The 18,362-nt window shown below is 45.8% G+C and carries 16 protein-coding genes; 3 read left to right on the top strand and 13 right to left on the bottom strand.

The annotated features are described in order from the left end of the window. Positions 1-2: 2 nt before the first annotated feature. The 5 genes from thrB to WH43_RS16390 all read right to left on the bottom strand — a co-directional run bounded on the left by thrB (position 3) and on the right by WH43_RS16390 (position 5,552). On the bottom strand, positions 3-935 hold the full coding sequence (thrB, locus tag WH43_RS16410) for a homoserine kinase (protein WP_053425665.1): 933 nt from the start codon (positions 933-935) through the stop codon (positions 3-5). A gap of 1 nt (position 936) precedes the next feature. After that, positions 937-3,396, bottom strand: coding sequence for a bifunctional aspartate kinase/homoserine dehydrogenase I (thrA, locus tag WH43_RS16405; RefSeq protein WP_053425664.1), 2,460 nt, complete (start codon positions 3,394-3,396; stop codon positions 937-939). A gap of 214 nt (positions 3,397-3,610) precedes the next feature. Further along, a complete protein-coding gene (locus tag WH43_RS16400) occupies positions 3,611-4,579 on the bottom strand; it encodes a sensor domain-containing diguanylate cyclase (RefSeq protein ID WP_053425663.1) in 969 nt (322 codons plus the stop codon). Beyond that, positions 4,579-5,190, bottom strand: a complete 612-nt coding sequence (locus WH43_RS16395) for a hypothetical protein (RefSeq protein ID WP_053425662.1) — start codon at positions 5,188-5,190, stop codon at positions 4,579-4,581. The genes WH43_RS16400 and WH43_RS16395 overlap by 1 nt, the downstream gene beginning before the upstream one ends. After that, the gene (locus WH43_RS16390; protein ID WP_053425661.1) at positions 5,187-5,552 is read right to left on the bottom strand and encodes a response regulator; all 366 of its coding nucleotides are present in this window, start codon (positions 5,550-5,552) and stop codon (positions 5,187-5,189) included. Before WH43_RS16390 ends, WH43_RS16395 begins: the two co-directional genes overlap by 4 nt. Before the next feature lie 280 nt (positions 5,553-5,832). Between WH43_RS16390 and WH43_RS20870 the strand changes: the two genes are divergently transcribed. From WH43_RS20870 to rdgC, 3 genes are all read left to right on the top strand, one after another. Next, positions 5,833-6,261, top strand: a complete 429-nt coding sequence (locus WH43_RS20870) for a hypothetical protein (RefSeq protein ID WP_286049869.1) — start codon at positions 5,833-5,835, stop codon at positions 6,259-6,261. Between the two features lie 11 nt (positions 6,262-6,272). Next, positions 6,273-7,580, top strand: a complete 1,308-nt coding sequence (locus tag WH43_RS16385) for a sensor histidine kinase (RefSeq protein WP_286049868.1) — start codon at positions 6,273-6,275, stop codon at positions 7,578-7,580. Between the two features lie 117 nt (positions 7,581-7,697). Then, positions 7,698-8,594: a recombination-associated protein RdgC gene (gene rdgC, locus WH43_RS16380; RefSeq protein ID WP_053425660.1), complete on the top strand. Its 897-nt coding sequence runs from the start codon at positions 7,698-7,700 to the stop codon at positions 8,592-8,594. Between the two features lie 62 nt (positions 8,595-8,656). Here rdgC and WH43_RS16375 read toward each other — a convergent pair whose 3' ends face one another. The 8 genes from WH43_RS16375 to nqrF form a co-directional block, all read right to left on the bottom strand. Further along, positions 8,657-9,496: an HDOD domain-containing protein gene (locus tag WH43_RS16375; protein WP_053425659.1), complete on the bottom strand. Its 840-nt coding sequence runs from the start codon at positions 9,494-9,496 to the stop codon at positions 8,657-8,659. A 105-nt stretch (positions 9,497-9,601) separates the two neighbouring features. Further along, a complete protein-coding gene (locus WH43_RS16370; protein ID WP_053425658.1) occupies positions 9,602-10,021 on the bottom strand; it encodes an HIT domain-containing protein in 420 nt (139 codons plus the stop codon). Further along, complete coding sequence (locus tag WH43_RS16365; protein ID WP_053425657.1) at positions 10,011-12,677, bottom strand: ATP-binding protein; 2,667 nt, start codon at positions 12,675-12,677, stop codon at positions 10,011-10,013. Before WH43_RS16365 ends, WH43_RS16370 begins: the two co-directional genes overlap by 11 nt. Before the next feature lie 75 nt (positions 12,678-12,752). Then, positions 12,753-13,589 (bottom strand): MBL fold metallo-hydrolase, encoded by an 837-nt coding sequence (locus tag WH43_RS16360; protein ID WP_152342886.1) that lies wholly within the window; start codon positions 13,587-13,589, stop codon positions 12,753-12,755. Between the two features lie 8 nt (positions 13,590-13,597). Beyond that, the gene (locus WH43_RS16355; RefSeq protein ID WP_053425655.1) at positions 13,598-14,893 is read right to left on the bottom strand and encodes an NCS2 family permease; all 1,296 of its coding nucleotides are present in this window, start codon (positions 14,891-14,893) and stop codon (positions 13,598-13,600) included. 84 nt (positions 14,894-14,977) lie between these two features. Next, positions 14,978-16,516 (bottom strand): M17 family metallopeptidase, encoded by a 1,539-nt coding sequence (locus tag WH43_RS16350; protein ID WP_053425654.1) that lies wholly within the window; start codon positions 16,514-16,516, stop codon positions 14,978-14,980. Positions 16,517-16,673: 157 nt separating this feature from the next. Next, on the bottom strand, positions 16,674-16,886 hold the full coding sequence (gene nqrM / locus WH43_RS16345) for a (Na+)-NQR maturation NqrM (RefSeq protein WP_053425695.1): 213 nt from the start codon (positions 16,884-16,886) through the stop codon (positions 16,674-16,676). A 235-nt stretch (positions 16,887-17,121) separates the two neighbouring features. Continuing rightward, positions 17,122-18,348 (bottom strand): NADH:ubiquinone reductase (Na(+)-transporting) subunit F, encoded by a 1,227-nt coding sequence (gene nqrF, locus WH43_RS16340; protein ID WP_053425653.1) that lies wholly within the window; start codon positions 18,346-18,348, stop codon positions 17,122-17,124. Between the last annotated feature and the right edge of the window lie 14 nt (positions 18,349-18,362).

The following is an 18,362-nucleotide window of genomic DNA, read 5'->3' as shown; positions in this document are numbered from 1 at the left end:
TCCTACAGCGCACGTGCGCCTTGTCTCGCCAGGCGACAAATGGTCGTGATGGCATCTGAGTTTTTAGCGTAATGCTGTTGTAAATAATCAGCGGCAAATTGGGCCTGAGTATCGTTTTGGCAGACCGCAAAAATCGTAGGGCCAGCGCCTGAGATACCAACATGACCGATCCCTTCGGCGGATAACGCTTCACGAATAGGCAACAGTTCAGGCATCAGGTGCTGACGGGCAGGCTCCGCCACCAAGTCCTGTAAAGCAGCAAAAGCTTCTGTTTCATCCCAGGCATACAAAGCACTGATAAAACGGCTTAACATACCGGCAAAAGCTATGCTGTGTTTCAGCGTTAATTGTTGTGGCAAGACGGCACGGGCTTCTTTGGTAGACAGCACAGTGCCTGGATAACAAAGCACTACTTGCCAATGTTTAAACCAGGGCAAAGCACGGCATAACAAGGGGCTATCCGGCAACATCAACAATAAGCCGCCATAAAAGGACGGCGCCACGTTATCGTAATGCACAGAACCACTAACGCCGCCCTCCAACTGCGCCATCAGTTGCAACAACTGATAGTCAGCTAAAGGTTTGCCGAAATAGTCATTAAAGGCATAACAGGCCACGACAATAGAACAAGCGCTGGACCCCAAACCACTGCCAACCGGCAGATTTTTCACCAGCTCCAGTTGCAGCCGTGGCAAAGTCCGGCCTATCGCCTTTTCAAAGGCATAAAAACACTTCAGCACTAAGTTATCGTCTGTGTCTTTTGGCAACTGATGCACATAACGACCGGTTAGTTGCAAACTCAGTTCAGCCTGCTCAGAGTGAATACGCAGTTCATCGCCAAATAAAGAACCATCGACAGGTTCAAACGCAGCGCCTAATAAATCAAATCCAACAGAAAAATTCCCTGTGGACGCAGGCGCAAAATACGACTTCATATTACATCTCCTGCTGCCAGGACAAAGTCCGCATCACATCACTGAACACACCGGCTGCTGTGACCGCAGCACCAGCACCATAACCACGCAGGACAAAAGGAATAGGCTGGTAATAACGGGTATGAATAGCCAGCGCATTTTCACCGTCTTTCACTTTGGCCAGTGGGTGATCCAGATCCAAAGCTTTGATAGCGACTTTGCAACGACCTTCGCTGATTTCACCTATGTAACGCAGCACCTGACCTTTAGCTTTGGCCTGTGCAATACGTTCGGAAAAAGCTTTGTCGAGCTGTGGTAACTTTTGCATAAAAGTCGGTACGTCAGTGTTTGGCGCAAAATCAGCAGGTAATACACCTTCCACTTCGACATCGGCTAAATTCAGCATCAAACCAGATTCACGCGCCATAATCAGTAACTTACGCGCCACATCCATACCGGATAAATCATCACGAGGGTCAGGCTCAGTAAAACCCAATTCCCGGGCTTTAGTAGTCACTTCAGATAAAGACTGGCCCTGCTCCAATAAACCAAAAATATAGGATAAAGATCCGGATAAAATCCCCTCAAAAGCCACCAGCTCGTCACCTGCATTAAACAAGCCCTGTAAGGTGTCGATCACCGGTAGGCCTGCGCCTACAGTCGTTTCATACAGGAAACGTCGGCGATGTTGCTGTGCCACCTGACGCAGTTGATGGTAGTAATCCAATGAGCCTGTATTGGCTTTTTTATTTGGGGTGACCACATGGAAGCCAGCTTTGAGGAAATCGACATACAAATCAGCCACTGGTTCTGCACTGCTGCAGTCGATCAATACCGGATTAGTTAAATGCTGCTCCTGAGCAAAGCGACTTAAATCTGCCACAGAAAACTGAGCTTTGGCCTGCTGCATCTGCTGTTGCCACTGACTGAGGTCAATGCCTTTTTCATCCAGCAATAAGGCTTTGGAATTAGCTATACCATAGACTTTCAGCTTGACGTTACGTTGCTGTAAAAACTCTTGCTGACGCTGGAACTGCGCCAGTAATTCGCTGCCAACCACACCACAACCGACCAGAAACACATCGATACTTGGGACATGGCTAAAGAAGTTTTCATGGCACACCTTCACTGCGTTCTGACAAGCTTTTTGCTCAACGACAGCAGAGATAGAACGTTCACTGCTGTCCTGCGCTATAGCTACCACATTGACCCGAGCCTGCGCCAAGGACGCAAAAAACTTAGCCGCCACACCACGGTGCTGACGCATACCATCGCCGACCAGGCTGACTATCGCCATATCAGATAAGATTTGCAGCGGACGCAACAACTTGCCTTGTAACTCCAGTTCAAACTCTGCTTCAAGCGCTTTTTTCGCAGCAGCTAAATCCAGTTGAGCCACACAGAAGCTGATACTAAATTCAGAAGAGGATTGAGTAATTAAACTCACCGATACCTGCTCACGCGCCATAGTGGCAAACACCCGCGAGGCCATACCGACTACGCCTTTTAAGCCAGGGCCAGAGACTGTGATCAGAGCCAGATGCTCCAGACTGGAAATGCCTTTGACCAGCGAGTCACCGTTGTTATCGGCATCAATACAGGTGCCTGGTGCTGCGGGATTTAAGGTGTTTTTGATATAACAAGGAATTTGAAAACGAGCCAGTGGACCAATAGTTTTTGGATGCAGTACTTTGGCACCAAAATACGACAATTCCATGGCTTCGTCATAAGATAAATGGTCAATCAGTTTGGCTTGTTTCACCTGACGTGGGTCAGCGCTGTAGACACCATCGACATCAGTCCAGATTTCACAGACTGAAGCTTTGACCGCGGCAGCAACTATTGCAGCAGAGTAGTCAGAACCATTGCGGCCTAATAAACACAGCTCGCCCTGCGCATTGCTCGAGACAAAACCTGCCATCACATAAACCTGAGCCGATTGCTTCGCTAAAGCAGTTGCAAAGCTTTGCTCCGAAGCAGGAATATCAGCCACTGCATTTAAATAATCACCCTGACTTTTCACTAAAGCCACAGAGTCCAGTAACACCACATCGACCTGACGGGACTTAAACAGCGCCGTCATCAGGCAAACACTGAACTGCTCACCCATACCTAAAATTTGTGCCTTGATATGATCAGGGCAATAACTCAATAAGCTGATGCCTTGCAAACGTTCAGTTAGCTTTTGTTCCTGCTCGTCAGCCAGTTGTTGCACAGCCTTCAGCTGCTGCGCATTGACCCGAAGTGAAGCTTCAGCAATAAGCTGCGCTAGACGATTTTTCCACTGCAGCAACAGCGGCTGATAATCTGAGCCTAAAAAGGCCAGATCCGTCAGTTCCACCAGTAAGTTGGTGACGCCCTGAGGCGCTGACAAGACTAAGCCGACGCTTTGATTGCCAATTTGTTGTTGTACTATATCCGCCACCTCGAGAAAGCGGGTTACCGACGCCAGAGACGAACCACCAAACTTAAGCACCCTCATGTTTTACTCCTTGCTAAACGAAAAAGGCCCGTGACGGGGAGGTCACGGGCCTTTTTGAAAACAATACGCCGCCGACCTCCTACCCCGCAGGGTTGGTGGTAATAATAATGGTGAGTGTATTGCGGATTTGTGTCTTTTTCATACTGTCTATATGCTCAAAGTTTTAGACGTCTGTCAATCTAAATGTTTAGATTATTCTAAATTTAATGGGGCGTTAATTGGTTTTCAACTGAAACTCTGTTTCACCGGCACTGTAGGAGACCACCCTGTTACGCCCCTCTCTCTTCGCGTTATAAAGCGCCATATCAGCCTGACCTATCAGTACCTCGTGGGCTCTTTCGCCAGCAGCGTCAAGCTGCGCTACACCAACACTGATTGAACTTTGTATAGAGTGCTCATTAAATGTGACAGCTTTACTACTGACGGCCAGACAAATACGTTCGGCCACTTCCATTGCCCCGGCCAGGGCTGTATTGGTCAGTACTATGCCAAACTCCTCACCACCGTATCGGCCAAACCAGTCGGTGTCACGCAATAAACCCCGAACTCTGGCTGTTAACTCAATCAGCACTGAATCTCCGCCTAAATGACCATACTGATCATTGAGCTGCTTAAATTTATCCAGATCAAACAATAACAACGACAGAGGTTGCTGATAACGCTGCGCTCGTTGGACTTCAAGCTTTAACTGTTCTTCCCAGTAACGGCGGTTTAATGCCTGGGTTAAACCATCCACACGATTGCTTTGCTCCAGTTTTTGTAAAGTCGTTTGCAGATGCTGTTGATAAACAAAAGCATCAGTGGCGTCCTCAATCAGCATACAGACATGACGACGACCCGACGGATCATTCAACGGCAACATAGTGCAGTTCTGCGCCATATACTGGCTCGAACTGGTCACAGGACGTAAATGGGGTAACTTGATCACATACTGCCGCTGCTCCCAGCTGCTAAATGAGGGACTTTGCAACTCCAGCACAGAGGCAAACTTACGCCTAAGCCATGCTTCTGGTAAATCAGCAAAAACTTTAAACAGACTTTTCCCTTTTGCTTCAGTCAGTTGAACTGAGCTGTGGCGCTGCAAAAAGGTATTAAGATAGACCAGTTGAAATTCCTCATCCACCACCAGCACACCACTACTAAGCTGCTCTAATATGGGGCCCGTTAACCAGTCGTCTGACATTAATACTCTTCCACTATCCGATCCAAAATATGCTGGATATTTAACACAGCTTCTCCTGGGATCAGCAACAACATATCGCAGTTAAAAGAATGATGAATTAACTGGTAACTAATATCGACTCTAAGTGCCAGTTCCCAGTGACAAGCCGTTTCAATTAAGGCTTCAGTCATATTATTCTGCCGCGATGATAAAACTCTGGGCGCGCTATAGGACAAACTATTGTCAATTTGCTCCGCCAGACCATTCAAAAAGGTGGTGGTCAAAATAGAGCTAATATCCGTCAGCATCTCCAGCTCGGACGCGTTATCCGTGTCATACCCTAATAAAGCAGCAATGCGATGGGCATTCTCCAACTGATACAACACTATAGCCTCACCCCGAAGCCCATCATTGCCCAAAAATCCCTGACTGACTAAAGCGGCTTCGGTACTACTGTATTGAGCTTCAAATTGCGCCGGAATTTGTGCAGAGTTCACCAGCTCTATAGCAGGCACCTGTATATGCACAAAGGTATTTAAAAAACGGGCAAGTTTATCACTGGCCAGGCCCATAGCGACATTGATCAGCTCCTGTAAACAATCCCTTTGTTCTTCAGAGAATACTGTACTCATATCAATCCATAGTGTTTTAAAATAACAACCAGCTTTTCCGGATTCACAGGCTTGTGAATAAAAGCTAAAGCCCCAAGCTCTGTGACCCGCTTTTGCATTTCCGGCTGGATATCAGCTGAAATGACAATGACAAAACAATCCAATCCATCCTGTTTTATCGCCTCAAGCACACCTATTCCATCCAACTCCGGCATGGTTAGATCTAAAAAGACCAAACCTATCTCCTGACTACGTAAAATAGTCAGGGCTTCGACACCATTAGCTGCTGTCAAAATATCAGCATCAAAAGACTCAGGTAGAGATTTACGGACTTGTTTTCGCGCCAGTAAGGAGTCGTCACAAATTAATACAGGTAACGCCATTAAAACAGCCTCTTTATTATTGCTTTATTTGTTTTCAATTTAATGTGCACAGCTCAATTATTCGACACCGCTACCATACTCAAAGCTACCGCAATTGAACACCATTAAATGCTGCTTTTGCAGCCTTCTGACAATTTATAGCCGCAATATTGCTAAAGCTGCTCTTGTTGCCTAGTCTCTAAGTTATTTATTACATATAGTATTTTCATTTAAACAGATCTTCTATAACTTAGAGTTTCAATGCTAACTACTATTAAGCCGAACCAAACAAGGTTGTTTCATGCAGCAAAAAAGTTTATCGCGTAAGCTGCTGACCAAAGTCTTGTCAGTGTATTTTATCCTGACCTTTGTGGTGACTTTAGGCCAGATTGTTGCCGAGTATTTCAACACCAAAGACCATATCAATGGTGAACTGGCGACTTTGCAGCAAACCTTTTCCGGCAGTCTGACCAGGGCTATTTGGGAACTCAATACCCAACAAGCCTTGATTATTGCTGATGGTTTACTGGCTATTCCTGCGATTGAAGGCATTATAGTTCGGGATGATAGTGGCGCTGTCATTACTCAATTGGGTAGATATATAGATATCAGCGAGCGCTACAGTAATCAGTTGGTGCAGGAAGGCATTCGACTCACAGAACAAAACTCCGGCTTATTTGGTTATACCTTTCCTCTCATTTTTGAATTCTCAGGCGCGCCACTCAGGTAGGTGACGTTACTTTGTTCTCCAGCCGGGCTGTAGTGCTGGACCGGATCAAAATTGGCATTTATTTTTTGGTTGGTAATGCGGTTTTAAAAACGACCTTCTTAATTATTCTTTTTTTATTGGCGTTTCGCAGTCAGCTGACCTTACCGCTGAGTGAACTGACACAACAAATTGAAGATCTGGAGCTGGACCACCTGGAAGGCACCAAAGTGGAAGTACGCCACGATGAAGCCAATGAACTCAGCGTGATGGCAGATGCCTTTAACCGGTTGATTGCTCGTGTGCAGGATTACAAAGTGCAGTTGGAAAGCACCCAAAAACAACTGCTGCACTCCAACGAAAAACTCGATCAGCACAACTTGCTACTGGAGCAGGAAGTGGCGCGTAAAACCTCAGGCCTAAGTCAGGCCATGATGGATTTACAACAGCAAAAACAAGAACTTGAAGTTAAACAGCAAGCGTTACGTGAAGAAATAGAACGTCGTCGTCATAGTGAAGAAGCTTTACGTGGTAAACAAAGTGAGCTGGAAAAAACTGTGGATGATTTAAAGCAGGCACAAGACAGGTTAGTGCAGTCGGAGAAAATGGCGGCTTTGGGTGGTTTTGTGGCAGGTATTACCCATGAAGTAAATACCCCTGTCGGTATTGGCGTCACCGCCACCAGTTTTCTGGCTGAGAAGCTGACGGCTCTGGAGGTCGCTTATAAAGAAAAGACTTTGTCGCCTAAAGTGCTGGAGCATTTTATTGAGGAAGCCAAACAAAGTACCTCTTTGCTGCAATCCAACCTGACCCGCGCTTCCGAGCTGATTGCCAGCTTTAAACAAATTGCCGTCGACCAAACCAGTGATGCGATTCGCACTATCAATCTGGCCGAATACCTGCACGAAGTGATCCGCTCCTTGCAGCCAAACTTCAAAAAGACCCGCCATCATATTGATGTGAATTGCCCGGAAAGCCTGATGCTCAGCTGCCCTGCCGGTGCTATCTCACAAATTTTCACTAACCTTTTAATGAATTCGTTAATTCATGGCTTTGAAGAACTGGAAGAAGGTTATATCCGCATTACTGTGCTGGATGAAGGTCAGATGGTAGACATCACGTATTCAGATAATGGCCGCGGCCTGACTCAAGAGCAACTGGAAAAACTCTTCCATCCGTTTTTCACCACAAAACGTGACCAGGGCGGTAGTGGTTTAGGCACGCATATTACTTATAACCTGGTACGTCAAACACTGGGCGGTTCGATTCAGGTCAGCAGCGAACCTGGCCATGGCTTGAGTTATCATATTCGTTTTCCGAAAAACTTAAAACGTAATTCCTGAACCTAAACAACCAAAGTGCAGCGTACTGCACTTTGGTTTTTTCCGCTGAAAAACTCAAAATCTGATGATTGAACTCTGTATACTAAGCCGCAATTCTTATAGACAGAGTAATTAACTATGTGGTTTAAAAATTTACGTTTATATCAGGTCACCGAAAACCTGAACACCGATCAGGATCAATTAGAGCAGGCCTTAGCTGCATTCAAATTCACACCTTGTACTTCACAGGAAGCCATTAAAATGGGCTTCACCAGTCCTTTGCATCCAAGCCTGAAGCAATACTGCCACCAGACCAATGACGTGATGTTATTTGCGGTCAAACGCCAGGAGAAAGTGCTGCCGGGTTCAGTGGTGAATGAAGAGCTGGCACCAAAAATTGATGCGATGGAACAGGAAAAAGGCCGCCCTTTAAGCCGCAAAGAAAAACAGGCGTTAAAAGAAGAACTGATCCAAACCCTGTTACCACGGGCGTTCAGCAAATCCAGCGTCACTACTGCCTTGTACGATAAACAACAAGGTTGGTTACTGGTAGATACCAGCAGCGCCAGCAGAGCGGAAGAACTACTGGCGTTGCTACGCAAGGCTTTTGGCTCTTTACCTGCCATGCCGCTGCTGGACAATCACCAGTTGAATCAGCAACTGCATTTTTGGTTACAAGGCAAAGAATTACCAGAAGGTTTTCAGTTAGGGGCTGAAGCCGAACTCAAAGCACCGGATGAAGAAGGCGCTAAAGTACGCTTTATCAATCACTTGCTAAGTGCAGATGAAGTGCAAAGCCATTTACAGGATAAACTGGTGACAAAACTGGCTTTAGAGCAGGACGAAAAAGTGACCTTTTTGATCTGTGATGACGGCAGTATTAAGCGCTTAAAATTCCATGACCTGTTATCAGGTGCAAACGAAGAAATGGGCTGGGATGATGTCATAGGTCGTCTGGACGCCGACTTATTACTGATGACAGACGCTTTGCGTCATGCCTTGACACCACTAAAAGCCAATATCAGCAGTCAGTAAAACGGATAGTGTATACAACAAGGCCCGCGAATAAGAGGGCCTTTTCGTACTAAGACAGACTATCAGCTTAACAGAGCTTTGATTTCCTGAGAAATTAAACGAATTTCTGCGATATCCATAAAGTGAGCATCGGGTATTATGTTGCGGTCAATATAGGGTTGCAACGCCTGCAACCTTGCAGTGCCTGCCAATGGGCTTTGCACCAAAGCACCCAGTCGGATAAAGTCGATATAACCAACCTGTTCAGTCTGAACGTTAGCATTATTCCAGTTCAGCACAATCTCCACATAAGTATCAGCGAAATCCCAGGCTCGCATAATGCTGGCTCCTATTTGGCCAGACAAAGTACTAAGTGCGTGATCTAAAAATTGAGTCTCGCCAAATACGGTCTGATAGCGTTCAGCTTCAGTCAAAATAGGCAAAGCACCGATCAAATGCATCAAACCTGCCAAGGTCATCACATCTAAATTCAGATTACAGTGCTTATGTTCAGCGATATATAACTTTAAGCAGGCTAGCGCTATGCTCGTCACATTGACACTGTCTCGCCAAACAGAAGCCATTCTCTCTTTGATTTGCTCATGTTGTGATACAAACAGCTGCTCCATCGCCATAGCAGTGGCAATATTTTTCACCTGACTCAGACCAATGCGGGTAATAGCCTGATTTAATGAGTTGACCTTAATGGAACGTCCCATAAAGGCACTGTTGGCCACTTTGATCATACGAGCGGCTAAGGCTGGATCCTGGGCAATCACTTCTGTCATCATCAATAAATTACTATCAGGATCGTCCGCTGTTTTTCGAACCTGAATCGCCATTTCAGGCAAAGTTGGTAAAACCAGCATATCAGTGCGGATCTTCTCAACCAAAATAGTTAACAGAGCATTTTCAGCCGACATAACAAGGTTCCTTAGCACGAAAAAAGTTTAGGCAGCCGAAGTATACTGCAAGCACAGACTGGGTCTCAGAAAACAGCACATTCTACCCTTCAGGAAGCAAACTCGTCATGTAGGTACAGCCAATAATGCCATTTTTTGTCTTAAGAGCTCTAAAGCCTCTTTAGTGTAAGCCAGAGCAGGCACCTTGCCCCAGACAGGCGCAGGCCAGGCAAAATCACTGTCGTAGCGCACTATATGATGCAAGTGCAACTGCGGTACCATATTACCAAGAGCTGCGATATTCAGTTTTTTAGCCTGAAACTGTGCTTTGAGAAAAACAGATAAATGAGCACTTTCGCGCCAAAGTTGGTTTTGCTCGGTTTGTGTCAGATCAATAATTTCCACCATACCGACGCGACGTGGGATCAGGATAAACCAAGGGTAGTTCGCATCGTTTTGCAGTCGCAACTGACAAAGCGGCCAATCCGCGAGATAGAGGCTATCCCGTTCAAATTCTGCCGCAAGTTCAAATTCTTTATGATGCACTGATGATCTCCTGTTCTGTAATTTGCTCTGTACTGACGAACACTGCAAAATCATGAATTAGCTCTGTGATCAACGCAACATCTGCCTGTCGTACTGCATATTCTAAATTCGACATCAACTCGGTCAACTCTGGATATCCCATGCTGCCGGCACTACCTTTTACACTGTGAGCTTCAAACTGTATCCGGCTCCAGTTTGCCGCACTAAGCCAAAGCTGAAATTCCTGAAGCAACGAAGGCAAGGACCGCTTAAACTCCAGTTTCAGCTGTACAATAACGGGATCCGAAGCGAGTTGTGCTTCTAGTTGTTCATCCAGACTGGTGCGGCTTTGACAGAATTTTTGTATCACAGCTATAAAATCTTTTTGCACTATAGGTTTAGATAAGACGGCCTGGCACCCCGCCTTTAAATATCGGCTTTGGTCTTCGCTCATCACGTTGGCTGTTAAGGCAATAATAGGTAAGTCCATACCCGCATGACGAATTAAGGCCGTCGCTTCTTCCCCCCCCATTTCCGGCATCTGCATATCCATCAACACTAGATCAAAATGCTCCAATAGTACCCTTTCTACTGCTTTGTGGCCGTTTTCAACAATCACAGCATGAATACCCAACTTTTGTAACAACACCTGGATCAGTAACTGGTTATCAGTATTGTCTTCGGCCACCAGTAGCTTCAACTTTTGATAATCGGTAGAAGTTTCAACCACCAAAGGCTCTTGGGTAGGTTTTTGATAACTATCGACCAGACTGATATGTTGATGCTCACACGACATTACAATCTCAAAACAGCTGCCAATTCCCTTGACGCTGTCCACCAGAATATCGCCTTGCATCTGCTCCATCAGTTTTTTTGAAATACAAAGACCAAGACCAGAACCGCCAAAATTACGGGTTACGGCAGCGTCAGCCTGCACAAAAGGCTGAAAGAGTTTACTAAGCTCCACTGTGGTAATGCCTATACCGGTATCCTTAATTTTAATCCTCAGCACTTCCTCAGGCGTTTGATAGGACACATCGATCACCACTTTGCCTTTCTGAGTGAACTTCACTGCATTGGAGGTTAGGTTGAGCAGAACTTGACGGAAACGTAAGGTGTCGGTGTAGATAAATTGTGGTAATGGATAGTTCAGTTCCAGCAAGCATTGCAAACCTTTTTGTTCTGCCTGTTGCTTGGTTAATTGGTACACATCGTCCAGCATGGCCAGCAAACTGATCTGCTCTGTTAACAATTCCAGTTTATCAGCTTCAATTTTTGACAGATCAAGAATATCGTTAATCAGAGCCAGCAAATGATCGCCGCTGCGCAGCACACGACTCAAATAGTCCAGTTGTCTGTGGGGATCATTCTCATGAATAGCTTGCTCACTGAAACCAATAATGGCTGTCAACGGTGTGCGGATTTCATGACTCATATTGGCCAGAAATACACTTTTTAATCGGTTGGCCTGTTCTGCCACCTCACGGGCTAAAATCAATTGCTGATTGGCATCTTCCAGTTGCTGATTCGCATCGGCTAAATCCTGAGTTCTGGCCGCTACTTTATCCTCCAGTTGCAACTGATAGGCTCTCTCCCGCTCTCTGTAAACACGTAACTGACGCACCATCACGTTAAAAGCAGCGAACATATCGCCTAATTCATCCTGCTTTCTGACAGTGAGAACTGTGGATAAATCACCTCGCCCTACTGCAGTTTTGGCCAGGGTAAGCTCCCGTATAGGTGTTAATACAAAGCGGGCAAGAACCCAATAAATTAACATAGGTAATCCTATGCAAAACAGGATACAAAACAAGGCTATTAACATAGGTTTGTAAGCCATGCTTTGGTTTAACAGTGCCGGCCGTATCCCCATAATCAGCTGATAAGGGCCAGCTAAAGAGACACCTGTTACTAACATAGACTGTCCAAGTAGCAGAGTAGGAACAAATTCATCTTGGTCGACACTAGCCTGAATTTCCGTAAAACTGACCGGAGAAAAAGCGCTACCCATCAGCAAAGAATTTTCGGAAAAGGCAATAGTTGCAGCCTGACTCACAATCAAAGGAGCACGCAGATCTCCTCCTAACTGCCTGATACTTTGGTGAAATAATTCGGGATCAATCACAAAGACAACATAACCCCAAAGCCGTTTAATATCGCCGGGCGATTGTCCAGACATATAAATTTTTTGGGCCACATACAAATTCAGCTGACTTGAACCTTGCTCACTGGACAGGAAAAAACCATTGTCGTCCATCATGGATTGTAACGCTGAAAAATACTGATTTCGAAACCTGCTGAGTGCTTTCGCCTTGTCTTGCTGCGGAATAGTCAGCAGATAATCGCCGTTTAAACGAATAAATTTAATCGACGATATTTCCGGATGCTCTCTACGATAGTGTTCGAATCCCTGAATCAGCGCGGCTTCCGGTTGCTGCTCTTTGGCAATAAAACGTTCGACCAGACTTTGGGAAGACAGCAGCAGTAAAGCTTGCTGGTACGATGATAATTGAAGACGAATGTCCTGCTGTACCTGCACCAACTCATTTTTAATTTGCTGAAACAGTTGTTGTTCGTAATAGCGTACACTGAAGTGATAGGATAAATAACCCAGACATAACAAAGGCAAGACCAGGATAGGCAGCATGTAGACTACTAAAGTTTCACGTAACCTCATGAAGATCCTGATTTATACCCTAAAAGCGCCCTGTTCGTTGCCAAAGCATAACCAGAGCGCTTCCGAACTACAAGACTAAGCTTGAAATAGCGTACGGATCCAACGCTCTTCCGTTATAAAGTTCCAGCTCCAGCTTTTCCACTGGGCAGATAAACCCTGAGCTACTATTTGATCTTCTGTTTTTCCCTGAGCTTTCAGTGCATTCACTTCAGAGAGCGTCTGTTCCATCATAGTTAAAAAGCGCTGCAAGCCTGCTTTATCCATTAAATCACCGTGGCCTGGAATTAACCTGGTTTTATCATCGATTTGACTGAGAAGTAGTTTGACGTTACTGATATAGCCAGCAACTGAACCGCCACTTTTCAGATCGATAAAAGGGAAACGGTCTGCGAAAAACAAATCGCCCATATGCAGCACGTTGGCCTCTTTAAACCAGACCACCAAATCGCCATCTGTATGACTGACAGGCATAGTGACAAGATGCAAGTCGACGCCGTTAAGTCTCAGCGGTTTTTCACCAACAAAAGTTTCTGTAGGTAAGCCAGCAACAGGAAACTTGGCATCAGCTTTTAATCGGGTCAGTACATTAGTATGAGCAATAATCTGAGCACCTGAAGCTAAAGCCGCATTGCCATTAACGTGGTCACCATGGAAATGAGTGTTCACCAGAGTTTTGATTTGTACTCCTGCTTGTTTGCTTTCAAGCTCAGCTTTGATCTGTGGAGCCATATGCTCGTATTGAGAGTCCACCACTAGCGCACCTTCAGGACCAACGACAGCGGCAATATTACCGCCTGCCCCTTTGATCATATACAAATGCTTTGCCAGCTCCAGACTGCTGACCTGCACTTTGTCCTGAGCATTAGCAACACCACATAACATCAGTGCCAGTAAAACTGTAAATTTTTTCATATCCATCCTTATGCAAAGAAGAATTTAGCAGCAAAAACTGCGGTTAATATCCACACGCTAAGGGTAGTTTTTGACAAACGACCCGTTACTAAACAAAGCACCGCATAAGTAATAAAACCCATACCTATGCCATCGGCGATAGAGAAGGTCAGCGGCATCATCACCAAAACTACGACAACGGGCACGGATTCGATCAGATCGTTCCACTCTACATGCTGCAAACTGCTGAGCATTAAGGTGGCAACATAAAGTAAAGCGCCCGCTGTGGCGTACGCTGGCACCATAGCCGCCAGTGGCGATAACCAAAGCGCAGCTAAAAAAGCCAGACCTACTACAACAGCAGTTAAACCACTGCGACCACCAGCAGCAACACCTGCAGTGCTTTCGACATAACTGGTGGTTGTGGACGTGCCTACTAAAGCACCAGCAATAGTTGCCGAACTGTCTGCTAATAATGCGCCTTTTAAATGGGGGATCTCACCATTGGCTTTTAATAATCCGGCTCTTTGACTCACAGCCACTAAAGTACCACTGGTATCAAACAAATCTAAAAACAATAAGCTTAAAATAACTGGCACCATAGCCCATTGCAGCGCAGAGGCAAAATCCAGCTGTAAGAAAGTCGGCGCCAAGGAGGGAGGCATAGACACAACACCGTTAAAAGTGGTGTCCCCACGCCACCAGGCGATAGCTGTGATCACTAAAATACTAATAAAGACTGCCGCATGTTGTTTACGATGCGCCAAGGCGAAAATCAGAAAAAAACCAACTATGGCAAGCAAGACTTTAGGGTCATGCAAATCGCCCAGCGTCACCAGCGTGGCAGGGCTGGCCACTATGATATTGGCAGTTTTTAATGCAATCAGTGCCAGAAACATCCCTATACCAGCAGCGATACCCATCTTCAATGCAAAGGGAATACTCTGAATAATCCACTCACGAATTTTGAAAATACTTAGCAGCAAAAACAGCACACCAGAGCAGAACACTGCAGCTAAAGCCGTCTGCCAGCTGTGACCTTGCTCAAGCACTATCACATAAGTAAAAAAAGCATTAAGCCCCATACCAGGAGCCAGAGCCACAGGTAAGTTTGCCAACATTCCCATAGCGATAGAACCAAAAGCTGCGGCCAGACAAGTGGCCACAAAAACTGCGCCCTGATCCATGCCGGTTTGAGCCAGCATAGTGGGATTTACAAACAGGATATAACTCATCGCCATAAAAGTCGTAAGGCCTGCGATCAGCTCTTTTTTAATGTTGGTCTGGCGTGCCGTCAGCTCAAAATAACGATCTAAAAATTTCATCAGGTCCGATCCATTACTCAGATGCATAAATGCAAAAACCCGAAGCATAGCCTCGGGTTATTCAATAGCCAAGTGAATTCTGGTTTATAAACAATAGTAAGCGGCTAAGGCTGCCACTGGCGCTGCTGATGGCTTGCCATGTTGCCAATCGCCACCATCAACACCGCTGCCAGCTATGTCAATATGACAATAAGGCAATGGCTGTTCAGTGTTTAATCCGTGTTGATCTAATCCTGCCGCGGCAACTAAGAAGGCCATAGGGAATTGATGGCCTCGGGGCGTGACTGACGAAGGCGCATTATTACAGCTTAATAAATCATCAGCAGAACTGCGGCCTTTGATAAAGCTGAAATCTTCGCGACGACTGCGGGAGATTTCGCTTGGGTCAGCCCATAAATCGCCCACCAGAGCTAAGTCAGCAGACAAACCAACTCGACGAGCAGCACCATTTTCCACCAGAGCACTGTATGGACCTACGGCTCGGGCCGCATGCCCAGTTAAAGTAGCGATAGAATACAAAGTAGGATTGACCGCAGTTTTGGCATCCTCACGTAAATGCGATAACAAGTCCGCCAGTACTAAGCGCCCCTCAGCATCCGTATTCCCAATACGTACCCTTACACCTGCATGACTGGTAATAATTTCATCCGGTACAAAAGCATCTGAACCTATGCTGTTTCGCACAGCACCAATTTCGGCAATGATGCGTATACCTTTAGTTTTTAACAAAGCCACAGTTTTGATAAAACCAGCCACAGCGGCTGCTCCACCTTTATCGCGACTCATACCAGCCATAGCGCCACCGGTTTTTAAGTCCGCGCCACCTGTGTCATACACCAGTCCTTTACCGGCAAATAGCAGCGTTTGTTCGATTTCGCCTTCGCCCTGATATTCAAGACGGATCACGGCTGGCTTATGGCGATCAACCTGCAATGAGCAGCGGGCGACGGCCATCAGGAGTGGGTAGTCTTTTTGCAATGTATCGACTTTAGTTTCTACCGACACCTGCACATCAGTACCGGCAAATGTTTCTACACAATAATCGGCGAAGCGACGTGGCGCCATACGTTCAGGTTCAGTGCCACATAAATCACGAGCCACACGTTTACCGGCTTCAACAGCCTCCATGTAATGAGACTGATGTTCTGAGACACCAATGACGCCAATCTGGGTCACAGGTTCTATCGTTGCCTCCCCCCGGGTTTCACGACCTTCGAGCGGTTGCCATAAGGCCTGACACGCACCTAAATAAGCTACTTCTGCTGCATATTGATACGCATCTGAGTCAGGTGCTATGACAAACAAAGCCGGAGATTTAGCGCCAGCGGCTTTGGCCTGAGTAATACCTTGCTTGGCGGCATCATAAAAACTGCGGACATCATCATAATCTCTGTCAAGCGGGCCTGTAGGTGAAAGCACCAGACGTTGACCCGGCGCTTTTGCAGATAACAGCAACACAGTTTCTTTACCAATACGGCTATCAATAGCGGCGGCAGCATTAATTTCAGACTGTAATTCAGGCACAGCAGTAAAATCAGACGCAACAATAATCAAAGCATCCCATTGGGAGTCATTCAGTGCAGCATGAACAGAAGACACAGCGATAGCAAGCGGATAAGACATGAAGATGGCCTCAAAAGAATAATGAACTGCATTATTAAGTACAGAGCACTTTGAGGCAATAGAGCAAAAGGATGTCAGAGACAGAGCCTGTAGCTAAAAACTGACAAGCCAGCTAAAGCTGGCTTGACGGGCGTTGATAAAACAAAAATGTACAGTATCAGATAATTTTATTCTGCTGCCATTCCTGCTCTTTTTTCATACGTTGCTGACGTTTCTCACAAGGGGTATCGCAGTCACAGGCCTTTTCAATGCCTAAAGCGCCTAAGCCACCACAACTACCAGCTATGGTCTTACGTTGCACCATGTAGCCTATAGCCATAGCAGCAACTACAACTATCAGGATGATAAAAGTAAAAATAAAAACTTCCATAGCAACCTCATCAAACTTAGAAGCTTTGAACAAACAGTCTGCCTGCTCGCCCGTTACAGGCCGATATTGTAGCAAGTTTCAGCCACTCTCCCTACGTAAAAACGTTTTTCAGACAAATAAAAAATTGTCAGGATCAATTTTTAACAATGCGAAGCATTGGCCCAAAGGGTGAGCGCCAGGGATGGCTGCAAATAAAAATGGGGTCCCAAGGACCCCACTTTTAATTTGCTTTGGCTTAACCGCCGAAGTCATCCAACAGAATGTTGTCGTCTTGTACGCCTAAATCTTTCAGCATATTGATCACCGCTTTATTCATCATCGGTGGACCACACATATAGAACTCACAGTCTTCCGGAGCTTTATGATTTTTCAGATAGTTTTCATACAACACGTTATGAATAAAACCTGTGTAACCAGTCCAGTTATCTTCCGGCTGCGGATCAGATAAGGCCACGTGCCACTTAAAGTTTTCGTTTTCAGCTTGCAGCATGTCGAAATCTTCAACATAGAACATTTCACGCTTAGAACGGGCACCGTACCAGAAGCTCATCTTACGTTTGGATTTCAGACGACGTAACTGGTCAAAAATGTGTGAACGCATTGGCGCCATACCAGCACCACCACCCACGAATACCATTTCAGCATCAGTATCTTTAGCGAAGAATTCACCAAATGGACCAGAAATCGTCACTTTATCGCCAGCTTTCAAGCTCCAGATGTACGAAGACATTTTACCGCAAGGTAAGCTCAGGTTATTTGGCGGCGGAGACGCGATCCGCACGTTTAACATGATAATGCCTTCTTCTTCCGGGTAGTTCGCCATAGAGTAAGCACGAATAGTTTCTTCGTCTACTTTGGACTCCAGAGTGAAGAACTTAAAGCGTTCCCAGTCACCGCGGTATTCTTCAGGGATGTCGAAGTCAGCATACTTCACATGGTGAGCTGGAGCTTCAATCTGAATATAACCACCAGCACGGAAAGGTACTGATTCACCATCTGGAATAGCCAGCTTTAATTCTTTGATAAAGGTAGCTTTGTTATCGTTAGAGATAACAGTACATTCCCATTTTTTGATACCAAAGATTTCTGGTTCAACTTCGATTTCCATGTCAGTTTTGACACTGACCTGACAAGCTAAACGACAACCTTCACGACGTTCACCTTTAGTTAAGTGCCCCATTTCCACAGGTAAAACGTCTCCGCCACCCGCATGAACATGGACACGGCACTGACCACATGAGCCGCCGCCACCACAAGCTGATGACAGGAAAATGCCTTTATCAGCTAAAGCGCCAAGTAATTTGCCGCCGGCTTTTGTTTGAATGGCTAACGAAGGGTCGCCATTAACGCCAATGGTGATGTCACCAGAAGATACCAGTTTTGCTTTGGCGACTAAAATCATTATCACTAAAGCTACAACCAGCAGGGTGAACATCCCAACGCCAAGATAAATCTCTTGCATTGTGTTTTCCTTTT

Origin of the sequence: Rheinheimera sp. KL1 (assembly GCF_001275035.1) — a bacterium.
Lineage (GTDB): Bacteria > Pseudomonadota > Gammaproteobacteria > Enterobacterales > Alteromonadaceae > Pararheinheimera > Pararheinheimera tangshanensis.
This window is presented reverse-complemented; position numbering and strand designations above follow the sequence as displayed.

What these genes read in the sequence shown, in the direction of transcription:
- thrB (WP_053425665.1), bottom strand. Translation starts at nt 935, where the DNA reads ATGAAGTCGTATTTTGCGCCTGCGTCCACAGGGAATTTTTCTGTTGGA.
- thrA (WP_053425664.1), bottom strand. Translation starts at nt 3,396, where the DNA reads ATGAGGGTGCTTAAGTTTGGTGGTTCGTCTCTGGCGTCGGTAACCCGC.
- WH43_RS16400 (WP_053425663.1), bottom strand. Translation starts at nt 4,579, where the DNA reads ATGTCAGACGACTGGTTAACGGGCCCCATATTAGAGCAGCTTAGTAGT.
- WH43_RS16395 (WP_053425662.1), bottom strand. Translation starts at nt 5,190, where the DNA reads ATGAGTACAGTATTCTCTGAAGAACAAAGGGATTGTTTACAGGAGCTG.
- WH43_RS16390 (WP_053425661.1), bottom strand. Translation starts at nt 5,552, where the DNA reads ATGGCGTTACCTGTATTAATTTGTGACGACTCCTTACTGGCGCGAAAA.
- WH43_RS20870 (WP_286049869.1), top strand. Translation starts at nt 5,833, where the DNA reads ATGCAGCAAAAAAGTTTATCGCGTAAGCTGCTGACCAAAGTCTTGTCA.
- rdgC (WP_053425660.1), top strand. Translation starts at nt 7,698, where the DNA reads ATGTGGTTTAAAAATTTACGTTTATATCAGGTCACCGAAAACCTGAAC.
- WH43_RS16375 (WP_053425659.1), bottom strand. Translation starts at nt 9,496, where the DNA reads ATGTCGGCTGAAAATGCTCTGTTAACTATTTTGGTTGAGAAGATCCGC.
- WH43_RS16365 (WP_053425657.1), bottom strand. Translation starts at nt 12,677, where the DNA reads ATGAGGTTACGTGAAACTTTAGTAGTCTACATGCTGCCTATCCTGGTC.
- WH43_RS16360 (WP_152342886.1), bottom strand. Translation starts at nt 13,589, where the DNA reads ATGAAAAAATTTACAGTTTTACTGGCACTGATGTTATGTGGTGTTGCT.
- WH43_RS16355 (WP_053425655.1), bottom strand. Translation starts at nt 14,893, where the DNA reads ATGAAATTTTTAGATCGTTATTTTGAGCTGACGGCACGCCAGACCAAC.
- WH43_RS16350 (WP_053425654.1), bottom strand. Translation starts at nt 16,516, where the DNA reads ATGTCTTATCCGCTTGCTATCGCTGTGTCTTCTGTTCATGCTGCACTG.
- nqrM (WP_053425695.1), bottom strand. Translation starts at nt 16,886, where the DNA reads ATGGAAGTTTTTATTTTTACTTTTATCATCCTGATAGTTGTAGTTGCT.
- nqrF (WP_053425653.1), bottom strand. Translation starts at nt 18,348, where the DNA reads ATGCAAGAGATTTATCTTGGCGTTGGGATGTTCACCCTGCTGGTTGTA.